The following is a 21,726-nucleotide window of genomic DNA, read 5'->3' on the forward strand; positions in this document are numbered from 1 at the left end:
GCAAGGTTCAGAAATATACTTCTTACGACTTAGGTAAGTAACCCTAAAACATTATTTGAATAACTAAAGCTGAAGCTAAACCAATAAAAACCCACAAAAGCACTCCATACACCAGAGGTTTAGCCCCTAAACTTTTGAGCATATTTAAAGACAGTGAACCACCCATTAGAAAAAGTACGGCAGACATTAAGGACTTAGTAGTTCCCAAAGTGAAAGTCTTTAAATGGGGAGGTATAGAGCAAAAAGAAGCCAACGTAAGAGCCGCTACAAACAAAACAATAAACAGTGGCGGAGAACCCCAACCGTTTCTTCCTTTGCGAAGCGAGTAGTAAAGAATTAAAGGCAATATCCACAGCGCCCTCATTACCTTGGCAGTAGTTGCCAACTCAAGTGCCTCGTCTCCAAAAACACCCGCTGCGCCAATTACAGAACTCGTATCGTGTATTGCCACAGCACACCACAATCCAAACTGATGGTTACTCATGTTTAATGCTGCGCCAACTGCCGGAAAAATAAAAACAGCAAGAGCGTTGAGCAGAAAGACCACCCCCAGAGCGGACGATGTATCCTTAGGTGTAGCCCCAACCAAGGGAGACACGGCAGCAATGGCACTACCTCCACAAATAGCAGTTCCGTAGGTGATTAATTGTGGCAACTTCCCCTTAAAGCCAAGGCGGAAAGCCAATAACACTCCTCCCAAAACAACCACCAACACCGAAAGTGATGTGAGCCAAAGGCCTTCACTGCCCACGACAAATACCTGATTAAGGTCTATGCTAAACCCTAAGCAAACAATGACTATTTGCAATAAAAAGTGTCTGACCTTGGCCAGTTGATTTTCGAAGACAGCCCCAAGGCTATTTCTAAAAACGAATCCTAGACTTAATGATATGGCCGGATCTAAGGCAAGCGCGAAACACAGCAGTAAAGCCAAAACCGTAAGCCCTTTTTGCCAAAACCCCATAGCTGTGTTTTAGCTAGTCTAAATTCTCTAAGTACTTATAACCACTACCGGTGTTGATCATCAGTACGCTGTCAGTATCAGAAATATGCTGAGATGCTTTTAGTTTAGGTATAGCCTTAAGCAATGCAGCACCCTCAGGAGCCACCAATACTCCTTCCGAAGCGGCCATTTCTTTTACTCCTGCAACCATTTCTTCTTCACTAATGGCAATACCCGTTCCTCCCGACTCATAAATAACTTCCATGATCATATCTTCCCCAAAGGCTGTAGGCACAGCCAAACCATTGGCCAGCGATTCACGATAGGCTTTAGTTGACCTGTCAACCCCATTTAATCGATCCACTATTGGGGCACAATTTTGAGCCTGCACAACAATCATACGCGGCAATCGTGCGGAAGAATCGAGCCAACCTAAGTCCATCATTTCATAAAAGGCCTTCCAAATACCTAGAAGCCCGGTTCCTCCACCAGTAGGATAAAGAATCACATCGGGTAGATTCCAGTTGAGTTGCTCCACCAACTCATAGCCCATGGTCTTTTTACCTTCTAAGCGATACGGCTCTTTAAGAGTAGATATATTAAACGCTCCGGTCTCTTTCTCAAGTTTTGCGGCCAAAGCACCACACCGATCAATCAGCCCATCAACCAGAATTAGCTCCGCACCAAAATACCGGCATTCGTCCTGGAAAATCCTGGGCGTATGCTTTGGCATTATTACGGTAGCCTGCATACCGGCTGCGGCACAGTATGCACTCATAGCCCCACCTGCATTACCTGCTGTAGGAATTACACAGTGTTTCACTCCAAACTCTTTGGCTTTAGAAATTGCCATGCTCAAACCACGTGCTTTAAACGATCCGGTTGGGTTCAGCGACTCGTCTTTCATTTTCAAAGACTCTAAACCATAGGACTGTGCTAATTTCTTCAGGTTAAGAATAGGGGTCATCCCTTCACCCATCGATACAATATGATCATCCTTCAAAATGGGCAGAACCTCCTGATACCTCCACATGGTAGCAGGCCTGCCGGCCAGGTCTTCCGGGCGAAGCGACTGGGCAAAGTCATACTTAGCAACCAATGGTTTCTGGCAACAGTGGGCATAGGTCTGAAGAGTGTTTAGAGGGTAGTGCTTATTACAATGAGAGCACTCCAGATGAGTGGCCAGTGAAATGGAAGGGGCTATAGACTGATGCATGCCGCAAAACTGCATCGTCAATCATAACCAATCAAATGAATTAATGTAACAACCTATAACCGTTAGTTATAAATACTCTTTGCCTCGCGGATAAACGCACGGGTGGTATCGGTGAGGCTTTCTCCCGTCCTTGTGACAAAATTAAAGCTTCTCTCTATGAGTAACCCAGGAATATTCACCTCCTGAAGAAGCCCCAGAGCCACTTCACGCTTTATAGCCAGCGGAGAGAGAAACCCAATAGAATCATCTTCAATAAGAAAGTTCTTTAACACTTCCGTGCCACCAAGCCTAACTTTTATATTGAGATCGCTCGCTTTAATATTCCATTTAGACATGGTTCTGGACCAAGCCGAAAGAGTTCCTGAACCAATCTCTCTCATGGCCAGTGGTGCGGCCTTAAACTCATCCATAGAAACCTCTCGTCCGGCAAAAGGACTACGCGCAGAACACACTGGCACAATGCGGTCGTTCATAAAGAATTCATAATGCAGCGCATTAGACTCTTGCTTATCTTCTACCACCGCCAAATCGATTTCATGTGCTTTCAAAGCTTTAAGTACATTTTCCGTATTCCGATTGATTAGGGTAATTTTAACCAGCGGCCATTTTTTACGAAAAGAAGAAAGCACCCTAGGCAGTACGTAAAGCGAAAGTGTGGTGCTAGCTCCAATTTTAAGCTCGGCCTTTGCTGTCATCCGGCTTTTTATGATCTCTACATCTGCCTCCATTCTGTTCTGAATCAACTTGGCTTCTCTTAAATAGGTAAGCATTTTTTCGCCCTGAGGAGTAAGTGCAATGGCATTCCCCTGGCGCTCAAAAAGCGGCACTTCAATAAGCGATTCCAGCTTTTTTATTTGCTTACTTACGGCAGGCTGAGAAATACATAGCACCTCGGCCGCCTTAGAAAAACTCAAGTGGCAGGCTACAGCATAGAATACTTCATACGATACAGACAGCATGGTTGCAATATAAGAAGCTCTTTGAGCTTACTTAAATTTCCTTTGGCTTGTTTTGAAATGTGAAAAACGCCTGTTACGTTTGCACCATCAAGTCATTCAATCCCGATTCAAAGGGAACGAATCGATTTATAAAGAAGCGTGGAGAGACAGGCTCTATGAAGCGCTAGCAACCACTCCCGATCCATCGGGAAAAGGTGCTAAATCCTGATCCCAAAATGGGTGCCAGGTGGCATTCGGGAGAATATAAATTGGTTAAACATGCTTTCTAATCCAATTACAAAACCTTTCAGAGGTTGGGTGAAAGCCACCCAACAGGCAGCGCTTATTACCATTATTTGTTCTGATCGAATGTGTTGTGCCTAGGCCATACACCTTCTAATCCACTTTTCACACAAATCATTTCAGAACATGTTAATTCAAAGCCCTAAAGGGTCGGCTGTAGCCAGTGCTCAGCCAGACGCTATACAACAATTTATTATAAAAGGAGATTTTAGCCTGGAAAACGGCAGCTTTCTTACCGATCCGGTTATAGCCTATCATACCTTCGGAAAGCTAAATGCCAGTAAATCTAATGTCGTATGGATTTGCCATGCCCTTACAGCCAATGCCAACCCGCTGGAATGGTGGCCCGGACTGGTAGGCGAGCAATACCTCATTAATCCAAGCGAACACTTTATTGTTTGTGCCAACATACTAGGCTCATGCTATGGGAGTACAGGGCCTAAAGACTTCAACCCTGCCACCGGTGAGCGTTATTTGAGAGACTTTCCATTGCTCACGATTCGAGACATGGTAAAAGCCCATGAGCAGCTCAGGCAACATCTGGGCATAAACCGCATTTACCTGGGCCTTGGAGGTTCCATGGGTGGGCAGCAAATTTTGGAGTGGGCTATTGAAAGCCCTACACTTTTTGAAAACCTCTGCATTATTGCAGCCGGGGCCAAAAGTTCGCCATGGGGAATAGGCATACGTTCTGCTCAACGCATGGCTATTGAAGCCGACCCAAGTTTTTTCTCGAGCTCGCCAAAAGGTGGCTGGAAGGGACTGGAAGCTGCACGCGCCATGGCTATGATTTCTTACCGAACGGATAAAATCTATAATGAAAATCAGGAGGATGGCCAGGAAAAGATTGACGGCTTTAATGCCGAGAGCTACCAACGCTATCAGGGTTTAAAACTTCAGAAACGCTTTAATGCACACAGCTACTATGCGCTTTCCAAATGCATGGACACACACGATGTAGGTCGCAAAAGAGGCGGAGTACAGCAGGCGCTCAAACGGGTGAAAGCCAACACACTAGTGATAGGTATTAATTCAGATTTACTATTTACCCGCAACGACCAGCAAATACTGGCTCACGGAATAAAACATTCAAAACTCACTTTTATAGACTCAAACTATGGACACGATGGCTTTTTAGTAGAAGCCAAAACCATTTCAACCCACATCGAAAACTTCTTAAACGAGCACCCATGAAAAACATCAATATCGGACTCTTTGGCTTTGGCTGTGTTGGCCAGGGACTTTACGAAACGTTGAATAACTCCCGAAACTTTGCGGGTGAAATCAGCAAAATCTGCATTAAAAACCCCGAGAAGAAAAGAAAACTGCCGGCTCAACTCTTTACTACCAAAAAAGAGGAGATAATCAATGACCCAACCATTGACATAGTGGTTGAACTAATTGATGATGCCGAAGCGGCATTTTACATTGTAACAGAATCACTCAAAGCGGGGAAATCGGTTGTTACGGCCAATAAAAAAATGGTGGCCGAAAACCTGGAGACTTTGGTAGCACTGCAGGAGCAAACAGGAAAAGCGGTGCTCTACGAAGGAGCAGTCTGCGGCAGTATTCCTATTATTCGTACCCTTGAAGAATATTTTGGACATGAACCGCTGCTAGAGGTTAGAGGCATATTCAACGGCTCTACCAACTACATCCTCACTAAAATATTTAATGAACGGATCGACTACCCTAAAGCTCTTAAACAAGCTCAGGAACTCGGCTTTGCCGAAAGTGACCCCACGCTGGATGTTCAGGGCTATGACCCCAAATACAAACTAAGTATTCTGCTTACCCATGCCTTTGGCATTCATGTGCACCCAAACGACATTACCAATCTGGGTATTGACCGCCTTAAAGCGGCCGACCTGGAGTATGCCAGAGCTCATGGTCTGACCATTAAGCTGGTAGCCCAGGCACGCAGAATTGGTGACAAAGTATATGGCTTTGTTATCCCTCAATTTGTAGAACCTAATCACAGCCTGGCTAGCATTGAAAATGAGTTCAATGCAGTGACCATTCATGGTGAATTTTGCGATGAACAATTATTCATTGGCAAAGGAGCCGGAAGCTTGCCAACCGGAGCAGCCGTACTCTCCGATATATCGGCATTGAGCTACGACTATAAGTATGAGTATAAAAAACACTATAACTTAGGTCAGCTACCTTTCAGTAATCAATCGCCCGTGCAAGTATATGTCAGCTATAATTCACCGGAAGAAGTAGATCTTACCGACTTTGAAAACATTCAGGAGAAATACTTCAGCTTTGATCACTGCTATATTGTGGGGCACGTTTGTATTGGCAAGCTTCAGCAAAGCCAATGGCAAAACAATCCCAATATTAATGTAGTTCTCACAGCAGAAGCATGTCAGACCAGTCTGGGCAACCTGTGTGTATCTGACTTAAAAGAGGAAATTTCAGAACTAAAGAAAGGACAAAAAATCAGGGAAAGAATCACTGTTTAGGCCATTTTCCGGACAACTATCTTTTTTCAGGTTCTCTTACTGATTTAATCTTTTAGTCAATATATTTGTAGCCCTAACGGCCAGTCTGGCTATAACACAAAATATTGATTTAAAATCGCTTAGTAGATGTCATCTATCATTATTACTTCAATAGTTGCGTTCTCTGTGGTAATCTTGCTATTGGTTCTGATTCTGCTCTATGCACAATCAAAGCTGGTGCAGTCGGGAGACGTTAAAATCATCATCAACGGAGATGAGAAGAATCCCGTAATTGCTTCGGCAGGTTCTACCCTCTTGAACACACTATCGGGTCAGAAGATTTTCCTCCCATCCGCATGTGGTGGTGGAGGAACTTGCGCCATGTGCAAGTGTACAGTGAAAGAAGGAGGAGGAGATGTGTTGCCTACAGAAGTAGGCCACTTGAGCAGATCCGAACAAAAAGAAGGTGTTAGACTTTCTTGCCAGGTAAAAGTGAAGCAGGATATGCGCATTGAAATACCGGAAGAAATCTTCGGTATTAAGAAATGGGAATGCGAAGTAGTTTCTAACTACAATGTGGCATCTTTCATTAAAGAATTTGTGGTGAAGCTTCCTGAAGGAGAACACCTTGAGTTCGAAGCGGGAGGTTATATTCAGGTAGACGTTCCGCCAATTACCTGCGACTTTAAGGATATTGACATAAAACCTCATCCGGAAGACCCTGCCGGCCCGGACAAGTTTAAGGGCGACTGGGATAAGTTTAACCTGTGGGATCTGAAAATGGTGAATAAAGAACCCGTGTTCAGAGCTTACTCTATGGCCAACCACCCGGCTGAAGGAAACATCATTATGCTGAACATCCGTATTGCTACCCCACCTTGGGACAGAGCAAACAACAAATGGATGGATGTGAATCCGGGTATCTGCTCTTCTTATGTATTTACCAGAAAGCCTGGCGACAAAGTAACCATTTCAGGACCTTACGGAGAGTTCTTTATTAAGCCTACCGATGCAGAGATGCTCTACATTGGTGGTGGTGCCGGCATGGCTCCAATGCGATCTCATCTCTTCCACCTCTTCCACACCCTAAAAACCGGAAGAAAAGTAACCTACTGGTACGGTGGTAGATCTAAGAGAGAGCTTTTCTACCTGGAAGATTTCAGGAAAATAGAAAGAGAGTTCCCTAACTTCCAGTTCTTTGTGGTGCTTTCTGAGCCTCTTCCTGAAGACAACTGGAAAGTGAAGAAAGATATTCACGATAAAGAAGGAGACGGTTTCCTCGGCTTTGTTCACCAGGCGGTTATAGACCAGTATTTGAGCAAACACGATGCCCCTGAAGAAATAGAATTCTACTTCTGCGGACCTCCAATGATGAACGCAGCGGTTCTCAAAATGTGTGACGATTGGGGTGTGCCTGATGAAAACGTTTCTTTTGACGACTTCGGAGGTTAAATAAACCCAACAAAATATTGAAAGCCATCTGTGAAAGCAGATGGCTTTTTTGTTATTCATTTTTCCACAACACAAGTTTACCTACCACACAGATACTAGCCAGTTACAAACAATGAGCAGATCCTTCGACATCGCTCAGAATGAAAACAATCAGACTTAGACATCCACATAGGCAGACAAGATGCATGGCAAGCCTGATCTTATCGAACTTCTCACCACAAACTGATACTCAGAACAAATAAAAGGAGAGCGAAGTAATACAACCCTACGAAGACCTTCACTCAGAGAGCTTTCTCTCTTAGCCCCTCAACCTCATTCTCCAAAAGCCTGTACCTCATAAACCAAGGGCCAAACACTTCCAAAAAGTGTCCAGAGGTAAAATCATCAACTCCCTTTATTTCCCCTCCCTTGAGTAAATAGTATATATGCAATACAATCTTTACTATCATAAACAAGAATGCCAGAAACAGGGATACAAAAGGGAAAAGCATACTACAAAGGGCCAACTATTCTTAGCTTCATCTAATTAATGTAGTCATTTTGTATATTCAACACTGAACCTTAATACTATGACACTGAAACGCAGAAACTTTTTGAAAAAAGCCGGTGGTTTTGCAGCCGGTCTGGCACTAGCGCCCTATGCCTGCGCTACCGAGAAAGAAGCTGAAGTAACCGCAAGCAATGCTTTTGGTATTCAGCTATATACCTTACGCGAAGATTTTCCCAAAGACCCCAGAGGAGTATTAGCTCAGTTGGCCTCTTTTGGCTATAAGCAAATAGAAAGCTACGAGGGACCTCAAGGCATGTTTTGGGGCATGACCAATAAAGAGTTTAAAGCCTACATGGGCGAGCTGGGTATGGAAATAGTGGCCAGCCATTGCGACATTGACAAAGACTTTGAACGCAAAGCGGCCGAAGCGGGAGAAATTGGCATGAAGTACCTCATTTGCCCCTGGCGAAGTATGCAAACGCTCGATGAATATAAAAGTGCTACTGAAGATTTTAACCGGAAAGGGGAAATATGCCGAGCCAATGGTCTGCGTTTTGCCTACCACAACCATGCCTACAGTTTTACCCAGTTAGACGGGGTGTATCCTCAAGACATTTTTATGAAAGACTCTGACACCAATCTGGTAGACTTTGAAATGGACATATACTGGGTGGTAACGGCCAATGAAGATCCCATAGAATGGATGAAAAAATACCCCAACCGATTTAAGCTTTCGCATGTGAAAGACCGGGAGAAAAATGCAACCACCCACGATGCCAGCTGCACTTTGGGTACTGGTAGCATCGACTACCCAGCCATTCTGAAAGCCGCCAGGCAATATGGAATGGAACACCTCATAGTTGAACAGGAGAAATACGATGGCACTACACCCCTGCAAAGCGCAAAAGACAATGCCGATTATTTGAGCAAATTGGTTAAAGGCTAAGTCTAACCGAAGGTTGATGGAATAATCCATTTAATCCTTCATTCCAATTAGAGCGAGAAACTCTTTTTAGAATGAAGGATTTATTTTTCAGTTACCAATCGGCACATGCAGTACGAAATAGGAGCTTGCTTAGCGCACCACCAGAATTTTTTTGCGTACTACCTTGCCCTTGGCATCTCGAATGCTCAGTAAATATATGCCCTCCTGAAAACGAGAAACATTGATTTGCGACTCCTTTGCCTGTACCTCTTGCGTAGGCAATACGGTATTCCCTGCCAAATCGAACATTGACATCTGAAATGGAAAGGCTTGCGAGGCCATTTTAATGGTAATCACATCCGATACGGGATTGGGATAAGCGCCTTCCAGAATTTCAGGATCAACCTCCAGGCCGGTAATTACTTCAACGGTTACCGTAAAAGCTTTTTCTACCGCTTGTCCGGAAGCATCGGCCGAGCGAACCCGAATGGAGTAAGAAGACTGCGAATCGAAATCGAAGGAGGCCGTGGTGAGCAGGCTGTTTTCTGCTATGGAAAAGCTGGCGTTATCGGTGTCGCCATCGCCCGCCACTAGCGAATAGGTATGGGTGTCTTCAGCGTCTTCATCGGTTGTTGAAAAGGTTCCTACCTCAGTGCCCGCATCTTGTTGCTCCTGAACGGTCGCGTTACTCAGTGCAATATCTGTAGGTGCATCGTTGGTATTGGTAATGGCAATTGTGAGTTGCTGATCAAAGGTTGCCCCTTCGCTATCTTCCGCTCTCACTAAAATCGAGTACTCGTTTTTTGCCTCAAAGTTGAAAAGATCAGCAGTTTTAATTACTCCTCCCTCAATGGTAAACGAAGCATTATCCGTATCACCTTGTCCGGAAACCAGGCTAAAGGTGTGGGTATCATTCGCGTCATCGTCCGTAGCCGATAAGCTACCCACGGTTGCTCCTGCATCCAGATTCTCAGCCACCTCATCCTCGCTCAGCTCAATACCTGTTGGCGCATCGTTGATGTCATTGACCGTTACAATAAAACTCTTTTCAAAAGAAGCGTTATTAGAGTCGGTTGCTTTTATGACTACAGTATAACGGCTCTTTTCTTCATAATTGAGTACCTCTTGCGCCAGCAGTTTATTGCCATCAATGGCAAACTTATCGTTGTCTCCAGCTCCTTCTACAAGCACCAGCTCATGGGTATCTTCCGAATCCGGGTCTGTTACTGCAAGCAGGCCAATCTCTGCTCCGCTTTCGTTGTTTTCGTCCAGACTGGCCGCACTGAGCGAAATATCTGTGGGATCATCGTTCGGATCCAGACTTACCCGTTCTACGGCCCCCGAGTAGAAAGCTATTCCTACCTGATTCCCCGGATCGGTTACCATATCACGATAGGCAATAATGGCCAGCGATCCATCGGCACTCATGTAAGACCATTGCGACTGCTCCCCTCCACCCTGGCCTCCGCCACTTGGCTCCGAGCCCATCATTTGTTTCCCGTTCTGATAAAAGACCTGGACATTGCGATCCAGCTTGGCCACCAGTTCATCGTTGGCAAAAAAGTGAGTTTCAGCTCCTTGCCTCAAAAAGGCAATGTATTCGCCTGTTTCAGCATCCATCATGTCTCCGCCAAAATTCACCACATACCGATCGTTATCAGAAAGCTCTGCTTCGAGCGAACCTGTATCGTTAATCCAAACCGTTTCTCCTGTAGCCACATCTACACGCGCCTGGTCGAACGATTTGGTGCCGGTAATTATAAAGGAACCATCCGATGAAAATTTAAGCCCATTTACAAAAGGCCAGCCACCAATAAATGCCTTCCAGATGAGTTGTCCATCGGCCACCCTCACCTTTCTCAGGTGGTTATCTCCTGAACCCACATAGAGGTACTCATCGGCCTCATCGAAAGCCAGAAAGCGTATTTGACCCCAGTTGTCTCCCTGATCGGGTGCATTAGGCACCTGCCTGACAATGTCACCGGTATTGGCATCAAAAAGTGTAACCACTCCGGTTGGTACCGTTCCCACAGCTACCAGAGAGGCATCGTTACTGAGAACCGCCTCAAGACCTTCTATAGCCCTGGCAGAAGAATTAAGCTGAGTAAATTCTTTCTTCCAAAGCAGAGAGCCATCTTCTCCATTGAGCACTCCAACACCGTAAGTTCCACCATTTGGAACAAGTTGATAGACTACTTTAGAACCATCAGGGCTCATATCGCCTCCCCAGCATTCGTATCCGGGCTGATACTCCCATAGTTTTTGTCCATCAAAATTGTATTTGTAAATGGTGGACTGAACCCTGTAGACGTTTTTCTCTGTATCGGAATTTCCGAACCAATTTTCCTGGCCAGGAATAAACACGACTGTTCTTTCTTGCTCTGAAACCGCCCCCCTCCAAAAGCCGGTGGGGGTTACAATGGCTTGTGTAAGACTGAACTCCACCTGATACTCATAGTCTAGAGGAGCCCAATCAATCTCAATTTTTGTCGGGTCGTCAAAAGAGGCTACTTTAACTGTTTTGTTAGGGAAATTTACATTGGGCATATCCTGCACATTTCCACTCAAAACCAAAAACCAGTCAGATCGGTCGGCAGCCTCAAACTCAAAGCTAAGGAGTCCTTCTCCGGCAGGCCGGGTTTCTACACTGTACTCCTGGCTTTTAATAGTTTTAACCTTCAGGTTGGCTTGCGGCATATAGCCTCCGGCTATTCGAATGGTACCGGCAATAGTCATATTATCACCATCCGTTAGTGCCGGCTCTGTTCGGCCGCCATCGTTTATTATGGTAAAAGATTCTCTCAAGGCAAATTGCTCTCCTGCCTTTTCAAACCTGAATTCACCCACATGCTCAGAAGTACCCTGAGGTAACTGAAGACCATCGCCAAAATAGCAATTGGACCATACAGAAACTACGGTAGACTCACCAGGTTCCAGATTAATAAAGCCTCCATTAGGAAAAGTGGCACAGCCGGGAAAGTTTTGTGGCTGATCATCGGCCCTAAAGTCAAAAGCAATATTGGTTACTGCATCGTTTCCATTGTTGGTTATTTGAACTCTAAGTTTTGGTTGCCCATCGAGCGACCAACGAATGGTACGCTGGGTCAAAAACTCGAATTCCAGATTTTGTGCCCATGCCGGGGTGTTATTGGCATATGTATGCAGCGGCAAAAGGAGGACAAGCAGTATAAGGCAAAAAAATTCCCTGCATGAAAAATGAAGTGATTTCATGGTCGTGTCGTTTGGTCAATAAAATTTAACAATTATTGCTCACTTTAGGAGCACAGTACTCTGATAGGCCTCTGTGTTGTACATCAATCATACGAACAAGCTAAAAATTACCCTACTTTTTCCCGTTGGCAGGCCTTAAAGCTATCGCTCGAAAACCGGCAAATTCATACCTAAAAGGGACAAAACAAGAATTAAATATTTTCCTTAGGCTTATTGCCAGAAATACAGAACTTAGAAATATGAACTGGGGATTTATTGGTTTTGGAAGAATTGCCCGCAAGTTTTTAGAGAGTCTTTTGGCTGTTGAAGGCGAAGTACCTTATGCCTTTGCATCGCGTTCGAATGCACAGACTTTGCAGCAGGAGTTTCCTCATGTAAAGGTTTATGACAGCTATGAGGCTCTGCTACAAGACCCAAAAGTGGATGTGGTTTATATAAGCACCACCCACAATTTTCATTGTGAAAACACCATTGCGGCTCTTAAAGCCGGCAAGCATGTGCTTTGCGAAAAACCCATGGGGGTTAACAGCCATGAAATAAGAAAAATGACGGAGGTGGCCGAAGCATCGGGCAAGTTTCTAATGGAGGCCATGTGGACACGCTTTTTACCGGCCTATAATGAAGCCTTGAGAAGAGCAAAAGCAGGCGCTATTGGGCCGCTTAATTACCTCACAGCCAGTTTTGGCTTTAGGTCTGAAGATAAGCTTACCGCGCACGGTCGTTTATTGAATCCTGAGCTGGCCGGAGGGGCCTTTTTCGATGTGGGAGTGTATCCTTTAACTATGGCTGCCGATCTTTTTGGCTGGCACCCTGAGCAGATTCAGGTAACGGCCCGGGTTGGCCGTACAGGAGTTGATGAAAGTGTACAGGTACAACTTTCTTACCCAGAGGGAGCCCTGGCTCAGCTTTTTGCCAGTGTAACCACAGGCACAAACAAAGAGGCCTGCATATACGGACAAGACGGATTTATACGCCTGCCTCTCTTTTGGAAAGCACAAAGTTTTGAGATAGTAAAAGGCGATGTGATAGAAAAAGTAGAGTTGCCTTTTTTAAGTACTGGTTATGCCCATGAAATTATAGAAGTGAGAGACTGTATAAGACGTGGCGACAGGCAATCGGCCAGGGTTTCGCTGAATGAAAGCCTGAAAAGTGCGCAACTGGTAGAAAAAATTCGTGGTCATATTTTCAAAGAAGTATAAAATGCCAAAAGGATTCTTAATCGATCAGGACGGGGTTATTTATGTGGAAAACAAAATGATTCCCGGAGCTGACAAATTCATTAAAACACTGCAAAAGGAAGGCATTCCCTTCACTTTTATGACAAACAACAGCCAGCGTACTCCTCTGGATGCGGTGCGTAAACTATCTAAAATGGGCATTTATGTAGAGCCAGAAAATGTGTATACATCAGCCATGGCAACGGCTCATTTCATGGGGCAGCAGTTTCCCAAAGGCACGGCCTATGTACTGGGAGAAGGGGGGTTAATTTCCAGTCTACATGAGCATGGTTTTACACTGGTGCAGAACGACCCGGACTTTGTGGTGGTAGGCGAAGGCATCAACTTTACGCTTGAGATGGTGAGAAAGGCTATTGACTTTATTCTGGATGGAGCCAAGCTTATTGCAACTAATCTGGATCCGTCTCCCCGCAAGCCGGGCTGGAATAATCTGGGCATTGCGGGTATTGTAGCTATGATAGAAGCTGCCACCGGTAAAACTGCTTTCTCTGTAGGCAAACCCAGCCCTGTAATGATGCGCCAGGCCAGAAAACACATTGGACTGGCTACGGAAGAAGTAACAGTGATTGGCGACACCTTGGCCACAGATATTCAGGGAGGTGTTCAAGTGGGCTACAATACGATACTTACCCTTAGTGGTATGTCCAAAATAGACGATCTCAACGATTATCCTTTTAAACCTGATTTAGTGATTGATTCCATTGCCGACCTAAAGTTGCCCCTTCCCTGGTGGTAGACTTTGAAAATGAGCAAGCGCATGCCTTATGGAAGAATTATCGTATAACGGAAACAGCATAGTAGTGGACTGTAAACGGGGAGCTGGACTTATGCAGTGGACCTGCCGCAAGGGGCAAAACCTCCTGCCCCTAATTCACCACAGTAAAACCTATCTGTTCGAAGGTTCCTGGCTATTTCCCTTTCCCAACAGGGTCAGCGGAGGCCGCTACCAGTTTCAGGGGAGCAGGTATGAACTAGCCACTAACGATCTGGATGGGTTACCAAATGCATTGCACGGGCTAGTGCATGACCAGGCCTTTAAGATAGCCCGAAAAGAAGATAACTGTCTGGAACTGGCCTATTCCTACGAAGGTGACCAACCGGGTTTCCCTTTTCCCTACGAACTCCGGCTCTGCTACCAACTAAAGGGCGAGGCCGAGCTGATACTGAGCATTGAAGTGGTAAATCTGGGAGAAGCAGATATGCCCTGTGGACTGGGCTGGCATCCTTATTTCAACCTGAGTATGACACCATCTGCCCGTCTCAAACTCCCTCCTGTGACGCAGATGGAGGTTGATGAGCTCATGTTGCCCACAGGTAAGGAAAGGCCTTTTAACGACTTTAAAAATTTTGAATGGCTCCATGGGCATCGCTTCGACACCTGCTTTCGGCTTCTAAAAATGGAAGAGAAAAACGGTGTGTTCCTCAGCTTCCCCAATCAGGGTACCCTGGAGCTCTGGCAAGACTTTAACTTTCCTTTTCTGCAGGTTTATAAAACGCGCGAAGACGCTATTGCCTTAGAACCCATGACCTGTGCCATAGATGCACTCAATAACGGCATTGGCCTGAAAGTACTGAGCCCCCGGCAAAGCTGGAGGCTCCAAATGGGGCTTAGGTTTTTCTAAGGTTCCTATTCGTGCAAGACCATTAGAGGAAGCGGTATATCTAATACCATTTTTTTGGTGTGACTGCTGTGGCGTAGTCGCTCAAAGAAACCATGATGACGGGCAATCATTACCAACAGGTGTATGTTAAGCTCTTTGGCTGTTTGTTGCAGTCCTTCCTCCACATCTTCATACTTTCTAAAATGAAAACTATGATTGGTATGCTTCACATATTTTTCCATTCGTCTGGCAATATCTATCTGGTCTTTCTTATCAACCTCACCGGTATCGATATGAATGACATGAATTTGAGCATAGAAAGCTTTGGCCAAATCGACTACTACATGAATAAGATCGGGGTTTGGAACAGATAAGAAGTCTCCGGCCAAACCAATGTGAGTCATTCGCGTAATGTCGGCATCTTCCGGCAGAGCGATTACAGGCACAGGCACGTGTTTCATTACATGGTAGGCATTGCTACCAATTAGTGCTCTGGCAAAGCCGGTAGCACCATGGGTGCCCATAACTACCATGGCCACCTGCCCTTCATCATTAATTTCATTGATGCCTTCGTGCAGAGGGCCATAGAGTATATGTATTTTGTGTTTGAGCTTTTCCAACTGCGGAAAGTCTTCAACCAACTTATTCATATCGGCCTGGGCTCTTTCCTGCAGCTCATCTAAACCGTATTCTACACCTGCCACGGGAGCTCCCTCTGCAAAGCCAAGAGGCATGACTACCGAGTGAAACAACACCAACTCAAAGTTGGCCCGCTCGGCAATCTTAATGGCATTGGCCAACGCATTTCTGGCGCAGGCAGAAAAATCTATGGGTACAACAATCTTTTTCATAACAACCTCCTTTTTTAAGTGTACTTCAATCTACTTTCAATTCCTTTCTTATTGGCTGATCTAAATCATCAAAAAAAATGATTTGTGTTTTCCCTGTCGGGCTTCAACGCCTGCAATAATTCTATTTCTGACAGCGGATTTCTCAATTTGAAAAGGCTTTGAGATACAAGCTGCCCCTTCAGCCACATACACATGGTCTGTTGTTTTGGTTGAATTTTTGAAATCAATAAGGTGTGCAAGGCGCACACACTATGTTCAACTAAAACTTTTGAAACTATGCTTACATGGGCCATTATATTCTTTATTGTAGCCATCATAGCAGGTTTGTTTGGTTTCAGAGGTGTGGCTACAGCCTCTTCTAAAATTGCCAAATTCCTGTTCTTCATATTCGTAGTCCTTTTTGTGATATCGCTGTTTTTACAGCTACTGGGCTACTAACCCTCAGGGGTTTAAACGAAAGAGGCTGTCTCGTTACCACGAGTCAGCCTCTTTTTTATGCTTAGGGGTAATTTTAGCCATTGCCTGATTTAAAGAAGTCTTCAATATCATTGAACGTACTTTCCACCCACTTTTTGGTGTCGTTCCAGGTCTCTTCTGTGGCATTGGCCACGTCTTCTTTGGCTCTTTCCAAAGCAGACTTACGGTCGAGCAATTCATCTTTCTTTTCTCTTAGATTTTCGGCCACATCTTCCGAAGCATCTTTTAAGTCTGCGTTTACTTCTTCCAGGGCGTTACCCACATCGGCCAGAGCTTCATCTATCTTTGCTTGAATCTCGGCCTTTTCTTTCTCCCATTCAGATTTTGATGAGTTGCCGCAGGCCACAATACCCATAGTGACCAAGGCAATTGATAAAATAGTTACGGTTAATCGTTTCATGTTTATTTTCTTTTTGGTTTAAATGATGTTTGCTAAAGTTTCAAAGGTCGTACCACTCTGGCTGTTCAGGCTTGGAGCTCCTTAAGGTGGCCGTTTAGTTTTTCGCCTCCCTTAATACCAAAGTCGAGCGTACGAATAGGGAATGGAATGGTAATATCGTTGGCATCGAAGGCTTTTTTAATTTCCATTACTGCGCTGCTCCTGGCCTGCAGGTAGTTGGGGTCTTGTGGAGAGTAGTTGATCCAGAACATTACCCTAAAGTTGATGGAGGAGTCGCCAAACTCTTCGAAAACCACGTTTACGTCTTTTTCTGAAGTGAGGTATTCATTTTTGAGAACGGCTTCTCTGGCTATTTCTTTAACTCGCTCCAGGTTATCGCCATAAGAAACTCCAACGGAAAGGTCTACCCTACGCCTATAAGTTTTGGTATAGTTGGTGAGCGCATTCTGAAAAACCAGTCGGTTAGGAATTATGACGTGTAAGCCCTGAAATGTCTCTATAACGGTAGCTCTTAACTGTATGTCTTTGACAAAGCCCATATAGCCGTTAGTTTCTATAATATCGCCCACACTCAGCGGCTTTTTAAAGGCCATAATTATTCCTGAAATAAAATTGGCAGAAATGTCTTGAAAGGCGAATCCAATAGCCAAACCGGCAATACCTGCACCGGCTAGTAAGGAGGTAACTGCCTTGCTCAAATGCAACAGGTTAAGGGCTATAACCAACCCAGAGCCAATGACCAGAATGGAAATAATGGTAGAAAGAAGACCAATTATGGCAGGCTGTTCAATAAATCGGGCCATAACTTTTCGGGCTCCATACCTCACCATTTTAGAAAGAAAATAAAAGAGAACGAGCACTAAAATGGCCACCACAAAATTGGGCAGCATATTGGTAAGTAGTTCGAGCCATCCTTCTACCTTCTCTATTACTATGTTGATTGCTTTTGATATGTTAAAATCCACAGTGTTTTATTTTTTGGTTATTAATGCTTTCATCTCACGAAAGAGCTCTTGTCTGTCGCAATCGAGCTTACGCTCTAACCTTCGGAGCAGCTCATTCTCTTCCCCATCTTCCCAATGCAAATCACGTTCGCTCAGCTGGCCGTAGCGACTTCTGAGCCGTGGGGCTATTTGTGACCAGTTACTTTCGAGAAATCGTTTCATTGGTATTCTAATTCGCCATAAGGCTCAAAAAATCCATACCAATCCCGAAATATGCGTTTTGGTGTTTTCTGTGAGGTTGAAGGCCTTTGCTGTGTAGAATATTGGCGTGAGCAAGTGTGGAATATTATCCACAAAAAACCCTTCGGAACAAATGCTCCGAAGGGCTCTGTCTACTTATTAACCTCACTAATACAAAAGGTTGACTCAAAAATTATTTCTTTGAAAAGGCGGTAAACATCCAGTGATTTTTCTCCGTTTTCTTCACCATAGCGTTCATCATATCTACAGTTCCGCTATCACCTTTATCGAGTCCGACATTAATCACATTGAACATGTGTTCCAGCAAAATCTCATAGTCTTTCAGAATTTCGGAAACCATTTCCATGGCTGTAAGGTCTGAGCTGGACTCTTTAATTTCCGATTCGTCCAGATATTCTTTCATAGTACTATAGGGTGTTTGACCAAACACTCTTATACGCTCTGCGATATCGTCTATGGCCACTTTGGCATCGTTGTACTGATCTTCGAACTTTTCATGGATGTCGAAAAAATCGGCTCCTTTTACATTCCAGTGAAAGTTTCTCAGCTTTTGATAATGTACACTGTAATTGGCCAATAATTTATTGAGGGCTTCAACAATTTCGGCTGTTTCCAATTTCGTATAGCCCAATCGTGAATAGGCTCTTTTCTTAGTTTCTGAATGTATTTTAGTTGCTACTCCGTTATCCATATATTTTTTTCGTTTGTTTCTGCCCTAAGTGTTGCCAATACCGTTCCAGTATGCCCTGGCGCCCCAAAAGAGAGGTATAGCAGAAACTTTCGGGAAGGGAGTTCCTCAATGTTGTGGAATTGCCGCTACGAACTAAAGAGCGATGGATATGGTAAAACGGGTACCCTGGTCTTCTTCGCTCGTTACTTTTATCTCGCCAAGGTGGCTTTGTACAATGTTCTGAACGCTGGTGAGCCCCAGCCCCATGCCTCCTTTTTTGGCCGTGAAAAATGGGTCGAAGAGTTTCTTCTGGTTTTCTTTAGAAATGCCCTTACCGTTGTCTTCTATGTGAATAAGAATGTGCTGTTGTTGTTGCAGGGTGCTCACCCGCAAAACACCTTCGCCTGCTTTCATGGCTTCTATGGCATTAATCATAAGGTTTACCAACGCCATTTTCATTTGGTCTTTGTCAAGCGCTACTGCCGGCAACCCCTCATGAAGTTGCAGCTCCAGTTTCATCTGTTGCAGGTTAATGCGGTCTTCAACCATCTGCACAGCGGCTTTTACTACTTCATTGACTTGACTGTTTTCCAAGCTAAGGGCTTTGGGTTTGGAAGACTCGAGCAGCCCTGAAATGAGTTCTTCTATGCGCCTGGCATTCCTACCTATGATGTTGAAGTAAAGTTCTGCATCTTCCAGGTGTTCGGGCACTTCGTCTTTGAGTTGCTCCAGAGCCAAGCTCAGATTGGTTAGCGGATTGCGTACCTCGTGGGCAATGCTGCGGGCAATTTTACCGGTCATGGAAAGCTTCTCTGCCAGTAACAATTCGGCTTCGGCTTGCTTGCGCTTGCTGATATCTTTAATGACTCCCTGATAGAGCCCTACCTGGGCCTGGCTTTTCTCTAGAGCTACCAGGTTGATAAGACAAACTACAGTTTGTCCGTTGGCCATACGCATTTCGGCCTCAAACTCTTCTACCTTGTTGTTTTTATACAACTGTTTATTGAAGTGCCAGAAGGTTTCCTCATCAGAAAACAGCTCGGAAAGGCTCAGAAAACGTATCTCTTTTTGGTCGTAACCAAACAGTTGAAGCATGGATGCATTGGACTCCAGAATAAGATATTCGTTGTTCATGAGAAAAATAGAGTCCATGCTCTCCTCAAAGAGTTGCCTATACTTGGCCTCGGATTGGCCTAGCTCCAGGGCATGCTGTTTCTCTTCCGATACATCTACAAAACTAATGGTGAGCCCATCGGCAAACCGTGTGGCATGAATGGAATACCAAAGGGACTCCTGCCCTCTTCGAAATTGCACTTCGCGTTTAAGTCTTTCACCTGTTTCTACCACCTCTTTGAGGGAATCGAAAAGAGCGTTGGTTACCTGCCCGGGAAAGCTCTCTAAAAAACCTGCTCCTTCAATATCCTCTGCCGAACGCCCCAGTATGTTCAGGCCCTCCGCATTAATAAGTTGTACCTGAAAGTCTTCAATACCCCCTTTGGTGTTGCGTACGGCCTTAAGAGCCACAATGCCATGGGGAGTAGTGTTTAAAATACTCTTCAGTAGTTTTTCGCCTTCTGTGAGTGTCATGAGAGGTTATATGCTTTTAGCTTGTTGTAGAGTGTTTTTCGGTCTACCTGCAAGACTTCTGCCGTCTTACTTTTATTGTTATTGGTTCGCTTCAGGGCGTTGATAATGGCCGTTTTTTCAGCGGCTTCGGTTACTGCCTTTAGGCTTGGAGGGGCTTCTCCATCTATGAGTATTTCAAAGTCGGGCTGATCATCTTCTACCGGAAAGGTTATTTCTTCGGGCAAATGTTCTTTGCTCAAAGCAGGCCCATCGCACAACAGAACAGCTCTTTTAATTACGTTTTTGAGCTCTCGCAAATTGCCATGCCAAGTGTAGTTTTCTAGTATTTTGAGTGCTCTCTTGTCTATAGATTCCACATTTTTTCGCAACTGTTCATTGGCCAGTTTAAGAAAATGTAAGGCAAACACTTCTATATCTTCCTTGCGCTCTCGCAAGGGCGAAAGCTCAATTTTGAATTCGTTTAAACGGTGATAAATATCTTCTCTGAATTCGCCTTTTCGAACGGCTGTTTTCAAGTCTTCATTGGTGGCCACTATAATGCGAACATCTACTTTGCGTTCTTGGCTGCCTCCCAGAGGTTTTACTTTTCGCTCTTGCAATACGCGCAGCAGCTTTATCTGATTCTCGTAGCTCAGATTACCAATTTCATCTAAGAAAAGTGTGCCTTCATTGGCCAACTCAAAACAGCCTTTCTTGTCGCGCAGGGCCCCGGTAAAAGCCCCCTTTACATGTCCAAACAATTCGCTCCCGGCCAGGTCTTTGGGCAGAGCTCCACAGTCTACTGCAATAAACGGTGCTCCAGAACGAGCACTCTTTTGGTGAATGGCGCGCGCAACATACTCCTTTCCGGTACCCGTTTCTCCCAAGATAATCACCGACATATCGGTAGGGGCAATAAGTTCAATATGCTTATTCACCTTCTGAGCTGAAAGGCTTTTGCCAGAGATAAAGTCCGTTTTGCTTACCTCCGGCCTCGAGGGCTTTTTGGGTACAGGCGCTGCCTGCTTATGCTCTGTTTCCAGCGCATTGGTAATGGTAAGCATTATTTCATCGGGATAGAGCGGCTTGGTTACATATTCAAAAGCTCCTTTTTTGAGTGCCTCCACGGCTATGCGCACATCACTGTAGCCGGTAATGATGATCACTTTGGCAGCTGGCCTTATAATCTTAATCTTCTCCAGCATTTCAAGACCATTGTAATCGGGCAGTTTAAAATCGCAAAGAATTAAATCTACCTCCTGCTTCTTTAGCCATTTTTCGGCTTCTTTTCCGCTCAGCGCTTCATGGGTTTCGAAACCCTTTTTGGTCAGATATTTTCTCAAAAGGAGACATATTTCTCTGTCATCATCTATTATGAGTATCTTCTTCATAAACGTATCTGGCTTACTGCTTCTAAAATTTCTTTTTTATTGAAGGGCTTGTTCACAAAAGCGTTCACCTCAAAAGCTTTTGCCCGCTCTCTTTCTTGCAATCCATCATAGGCACTAATAATAATTATGCCTGAAACCTCAGGCTGTTGCCTGATTTCCGGAATAAGATCAAAGCCACTGCCATCAGACAGGTTCAGGTCAAGAAAATACAGGTCGTATTTTTTTTGTTTCAGCTTTATTCGCCCCTCAGCCACACTGGTGCAAAATTCTGTATGATAGCCTGTCTTTTGAAGCAACCGGGAGAGCATCAGGCCTATATCTTCCTCATCGTCAACAATTAAAACATGTGCTTTAGCTTCCATTCTATTGAGTGTCTTACACA

At 44.7% G+C, this 21,726-nt stretch carries 20 protein-coding genes and 1 riboswitch; of the genes, 8 read left to right on the top strand and 12 right to left on the bottom strand.

Translation table 11 applies throughout. The annotated features are described in order from the left end of the window. Positions 1–43: 43 nt before the first annotated feature. From B3O12_RS02555 to B3O12_RS02565, 3 genes are all read right to left on the bottom strand, one after another. A complete protein-coding gene (locus B3O12_RS02555; protein ID WP_286755185.1) occupies positions 44–964 on the bottom strand; it encodes a YeiH family protein in 921 nt (306 codons plus the stop codon). A gap of 13 nt (positions 965–977) precedes the next feature. Next, positions 978–2,159: a threonine synthase gene (locus tag B3O12_RS02560; protein WP_286755186.1), complete on the bottom strand. Its 1,182-nt coding sequence runs from the start codon at positions 2,157–2,159 to the stop codon at positions 978–980. 62 nt (positions 2,160–2,221) lie between these two features. Further along, positions 2,222–3,118, bottom strand: coding sequence for a LysR substrate-binding domain-containing protein (locus tag B3O12_RS02565; RefSeq protein WP_286755187.1), 897 nt, complete (start codon positions 3,116–3,118; stop codon positions 2,222–2,224). 123 nt (positions 3,119–3,241) lie between these two features. Then, positions 3,242–3,368: riboswitch (SAM riboswitch) on the top strand. 158 nt (positions 3,369–3,526) lie between these two features. Between B3O12_RS02565 and B3O12_RS02570 the strand changes: the two genes are divergently transcribed. From B3O12_RS02570 to B3O12_RS02585, 4 genes are all read left to right on the top strand, one after another. Then, entirely contained in the window at positions 3,527–4,594 is a 1,068-nt protein-coding gene (locus B3O12_RS02570; RefSeq protein WP_286755188.1) for a homoserine O-acetyltransferase family protein, read from the top strand. After that, on the top strand, positions 4,591–5,868 hold the full coding sequence (locus tag B3O12_RS02575; protein WP_286746019.1) for a homoserine dehydrogenase: 1,278 nt from the start codon (positions 4,591–4,593) through the stop codon (positions 5,866–5,868). The genes B3O12_RS02570 and B3O12_RS02575 overlap by 4 nt, the downstream gene beginning before the upstream one ends. A gap of 126 nt (positions 5,869–5,994) precedes the next feature. Then, positions 5,995–7,299, top strand: a complete 1,305-nt coding sequence (nqrF, locus tag B3O12_RS02580) for an NADH:ubiquinone reductase (Na(+)-transporting) subunit F (RefSeq protein ID WP_189631563.1) — start codon at positions 5,995–5,997, stop codon at positions 7,297–7,299. 569 nt (positions 7,300–7,868) lie between these two features. Further along, entirely contained in the window at positions 7,869–8,735 is an 867-nt protein-coding gene (locus tag B3O12_RS02585) for a sugar phosphate isomerase/epimerase family protein (protein ID WP_286755189.1), read from the top strand. A gap of 129 nt (positions 8,736–8,864) precedes the next feature. Here the strand turns inward: B3O12_RS02585 and B3O12_RS02590 are convergent, their stop codons facing one another. Beyond that, positions 8,865–11,945 (bottom strand): cadherin domain-containing protein, encoded by a 3,081-nt coding sequence (locus B3O12_RS02590; RefSeq protein WP_286755190.1) that lies wholly within the window; start codon positions 11,943–11,945, stop codon positions 8,865–8,867. Between the two features lie 239 nt (positions 11,946–12,184). Here B3O12_RS02590 and B3O12_RS02595 point away from each other — a divergent pair, with 239 nt between their 5' ends. From B3O12_RS02595 to B3O12_RS02605, 3 genes are read left to right on the top strand one after another with little or no spacing between them, the layout of a single operon-like run. Beyond that, a complete protein-coding gene (locus tag B3O12_RS02595) occupies positions 12,185–13,144 on the top strand; it encodes a Gfo/Idh/MocA family protein (RefSeq protein WP_286755191.1) in 960 nt (319 codons plus the stop codon). A 1-nt stretch (position 13,145) separates the two neighbouring features. Further along, positions 13,146–13,919, top strand: coding sequence for an HAD-IIA family hydrolase (locus B3O12_RS02600; RefSeq protein WP_189631567.1), 774 nt, complete (start codon positions 13,146–13,148; stop codon positions 13,917–13,919). A 28-nt stretch (positions 13,920–13,947) separates the two neighbouring features. Continuing rightward, positions 13,948–14,805, top strand: a complete 858-nt coding sequence (locus B3O12_RS02605) for an aldose 1-epimerase (protein WP_286755192.1) — start codon at positions 13,948–13,950, stop codon at positions 14,803–14,805. 5 nt (positions 14,806–14,810) lie between these two features. Here the strand turns inward: B3O12_RS02605 and B3O12_RS02610 are convergent, their stop codons facing one another. Next, positions 14,811–15,635 (bottom strand): universal stress protein, encoded by an 825-nt coding sequence (locus B3O12_RS02610; protein WP_286755193.1) that lies wholly within the window; start codon positions 15,633–15,635, stop codon positions 14,811–14,813. A 276-nt stretch (positions 15,636–15,911) separates the two neighbouring features. On the opposite strand from B3O12_RS02610, the gene B3O12_RS02615 reads away from it, so the two are divergent. Next, positions 15,912–16,073, top strand: coding sequence for a DUF1328 family protein (locus tag B3O12_RS02615; RefSeq protein ID WP_189631570.1), 162 nt, complete (start codon positions 15,912–15,914; stop codon positions 16,071–16,073). Positions 16,074–16,146: 73 nt separating this feature from the next. Here the strand turns inward: B3O12_RS02615 and B3O12_RS02620 are convergent, their stop codons facing one another. From B3O12_RS02620 to B3O12_RS02650, 7 genes are all read right to left on the bottom strand, one after another. After that, positions 16,147–16,512 carry a hypothetical protein gene (locus B3O12_RS02620; protein ID WP_189631571.1) on the bottom strand — a complete coding sequence of 122 codons (366 nt, stop codon included), beginning with the start codon at positions 16,510–16,512 and terminating at the stop codon, positions 16,147–16,149. A 65-nt stretch (positions 16,513–16,577) separates the two neighbouring features. After that, complete coding sequence (locus B3O12_RS02625; protein ID WP_229838761.1) at positions 16,578–17,477, bottom strand: mechanosensitive ion channel family protein; 900 nt, start codon at positions 17,475–17,477, stop codon at positions 16,578–16,580. 6 nt (positions 17,478–17,483) lie between these two features. Then, complete coding sequence (locus tag B3O12_RS02630) at positions 17,484–17,678, bottom strand: general stress protein CsbD (protein ID WP_189631572.1); 195 nt, start codon at positions 17,676–17,678, stop codon at positions 17,484–17,486. 211 nt (positions 17,679–17,889) lie between these two features. Then, a complete protein-coding gene (locus tag B3O12_RS02635) occupies positions 17,890–18,408 on the bottom strand; it encodes a Dps family protein (protein ID WP_189631573.1) in 519 nt (172 codons plus the stop codon). Positions 18,409–18,540: 132 nt separating this feature from the next. Then, on the bottom strand, positions 18,541–19,974 hold the full coding sequence (locus tag B3O12_RS02640) for a PAS domain-containing sensor histidine kinase (protein ID WP_286746037.1): 1,434 nt from the start codon (positions 19,972–19,974) through the stop codon (positions 18,541–18,543). Beyond that, positions 19,971–21,344 (bottom strand): sigma-54-dependent transcriptional regulator, encoded by a 1,374-nt coding sequence (locus B3O12_RS02645; RefSeq protein ID WP_286755194.1) that lies wholly within the window; start codon positions 21,342–21,344, stop codon positions 19,971–19,973. Before B3O12_RS02645 ends, B3O12_RS02640 begins: the two co-directional genes overlap by 4 nt. Continuing rightward, the gene (locus B3O12_RS02650; protein WP_286755195.1) at positions 21,341–21,706 is read right to left on the bottom strand and encodes a response regulator; all 366 of its coding nucleotides are present in this window, start codon (positions 21,704–21,706) and stop codon (positions 21,341–21,343) included. Before B3O12_RS02650 ends, B3O12_RS02645 begins: the two co-directional genes overlap by 4 nt. Positions 21,707–21,726 lie beyond the last annotated feature (20 nt).

Origin of the sequence: Roseivirga sp. UBA838 (assembly GCF_002296035.1) — a bacterium.
In the GTDB taxonomy this organism is placed as follows: Bacteria; Bacteroidota; Bacteroidia; order Cytophagales; family Cyclobacteriaceae; genus Roseivirga; species Roseivirga thermotolerans.

Bases quoted from the DNA above. Each gene is read 5' to 3' on its own strand.
- B3O12_RS02555 (WP_286755185.1), bottom strand. From the start codon at position 964: ATGGGGTTTTGGCAAAAAGGGCTTACGGTTTTGGCTTTACTGCTGTGT.
- B3O12_RS02560 (WP_286755186.1), bottom strand. From the start codon at position 2,159: ATGCATCAGTCTATAGCCCCTTCCATTTCACTGGCCACTCATCTGGAG.
- B3O12_RS02565 (WP_286755187.1), bottom strand. From the start codon at position 3,118: ATGCTGTCTGTATCGTATGAAGTATTCTATGCTGTAGCCTGCCACTTG.
- B3O12_RS02570 (WP_286755188.1), top strand. From the start codon at position 3,527: ATGTTAATTCAAAGCCCTAAAGGGTCGGCTGTAGCCAGTGCTCAGCCA.
- B3O12_RS02575 (WP_286746019.1), top strand. From the start codon at position 4,591: ATGAAAAACATCAATATCGGACTCTTTGGCTTTGGCTGTGTTGGCCAG.
- nqrF (WP_189631563.1), top strand. From the start codon at position 5,995: ATGTCATCTATCATTATTACTTCAATAGTTGCGTTCTCTGTGGTAATC.
- B3O12_RS02585 (WP_286755189.1), top strand. From the start codon at position 7,869: ATGACACTGAAACGCAGAAACTTTTTGAAAAAAGCCGGTGGTTTTGCA.
- B3O12_RS02590 (WP_286755190.1), bottom strand. From the start codon at position 11,945: ATGAAATCACTTCATTTTTCATGCAGGGAATTTTTTTGCCTTATACTG.
- B3O12_RS02595 (WP_286755191.1), top strand. From the start codon at position 12,185: ATGAACTGGGGATTTATTGGTTTTGGAAGAATTGCCCGCAAGTTTTTA.
- B3O12_RS02600 (WP_189631567.1), top strand. From the start codon at position 13,146: ATGCCAAAAGGATTCTTAATCGATCAGGACGGGGTTATTTATGTGGAA.
- B3O12_RS02605 (WP_286755192.1), top strand. From the start codon at position 13,948: ATGGAAGAATTATCGTATAACGGAAACAGCATAGTAGTGGACTGTAAA.
- B3O12_RS02610 (WP_286755193.1), bottom strand. From the start codon at position 15,635: ATGAAAAAGATTGTTGTACCCATAGATTTTTCTGCCTGCGCCAGAAAT.
- B3O12_RS02615 (WP_189631570.1), top strand. From the start codon at position 15,912: ATGCTTACATGGGCCATTATATTCTTTATTGTAGCCATCATAGCAGGT.
- B3O12_RS02620 (WP_189631571.1), bottom strand. From the start codon at position 16,512: ATGAAACGATTAACCGTAACTATTTTATCAATTGCCTTGGTCACTATG.
- B3O12_RS02630 (WP_189631572.1), bottom strand. From the start codon at position 17,678: ATGAAACGATTTCTCGAAAGTAACTGGTCACAAATAGCCCCACGGCTC.
- B3O12_RS02635 (WP_189631573.1), bottom strand. From the start codon at position 18,408: ATGGATAACGGAGTAGCAACTAAAATACATTCAGAAACTAAGAAAAGA.
- B3O12_RS02640 (WP_286746037.1), bottom strand. From the start codon at position 19,974: ATGACACTCACAGAAGGCGAAAAACTACTGAAGAGTATTTTAAACACT.
- B3O12_RS02645 (WP_286755194.1), bottom strand. From the start codon at position 21,344: ATGAAGAAGATACTCATAATAGATGATGACAGAGAAATATGTCTCCTT.
- B3O12_RS02650 (WP_286755195.1), bottom strand. From the start codon at position 21,706: ATGGAAGCTAAAGCACATGTTTTAATTGTTGACGATGAGGAAGATATA.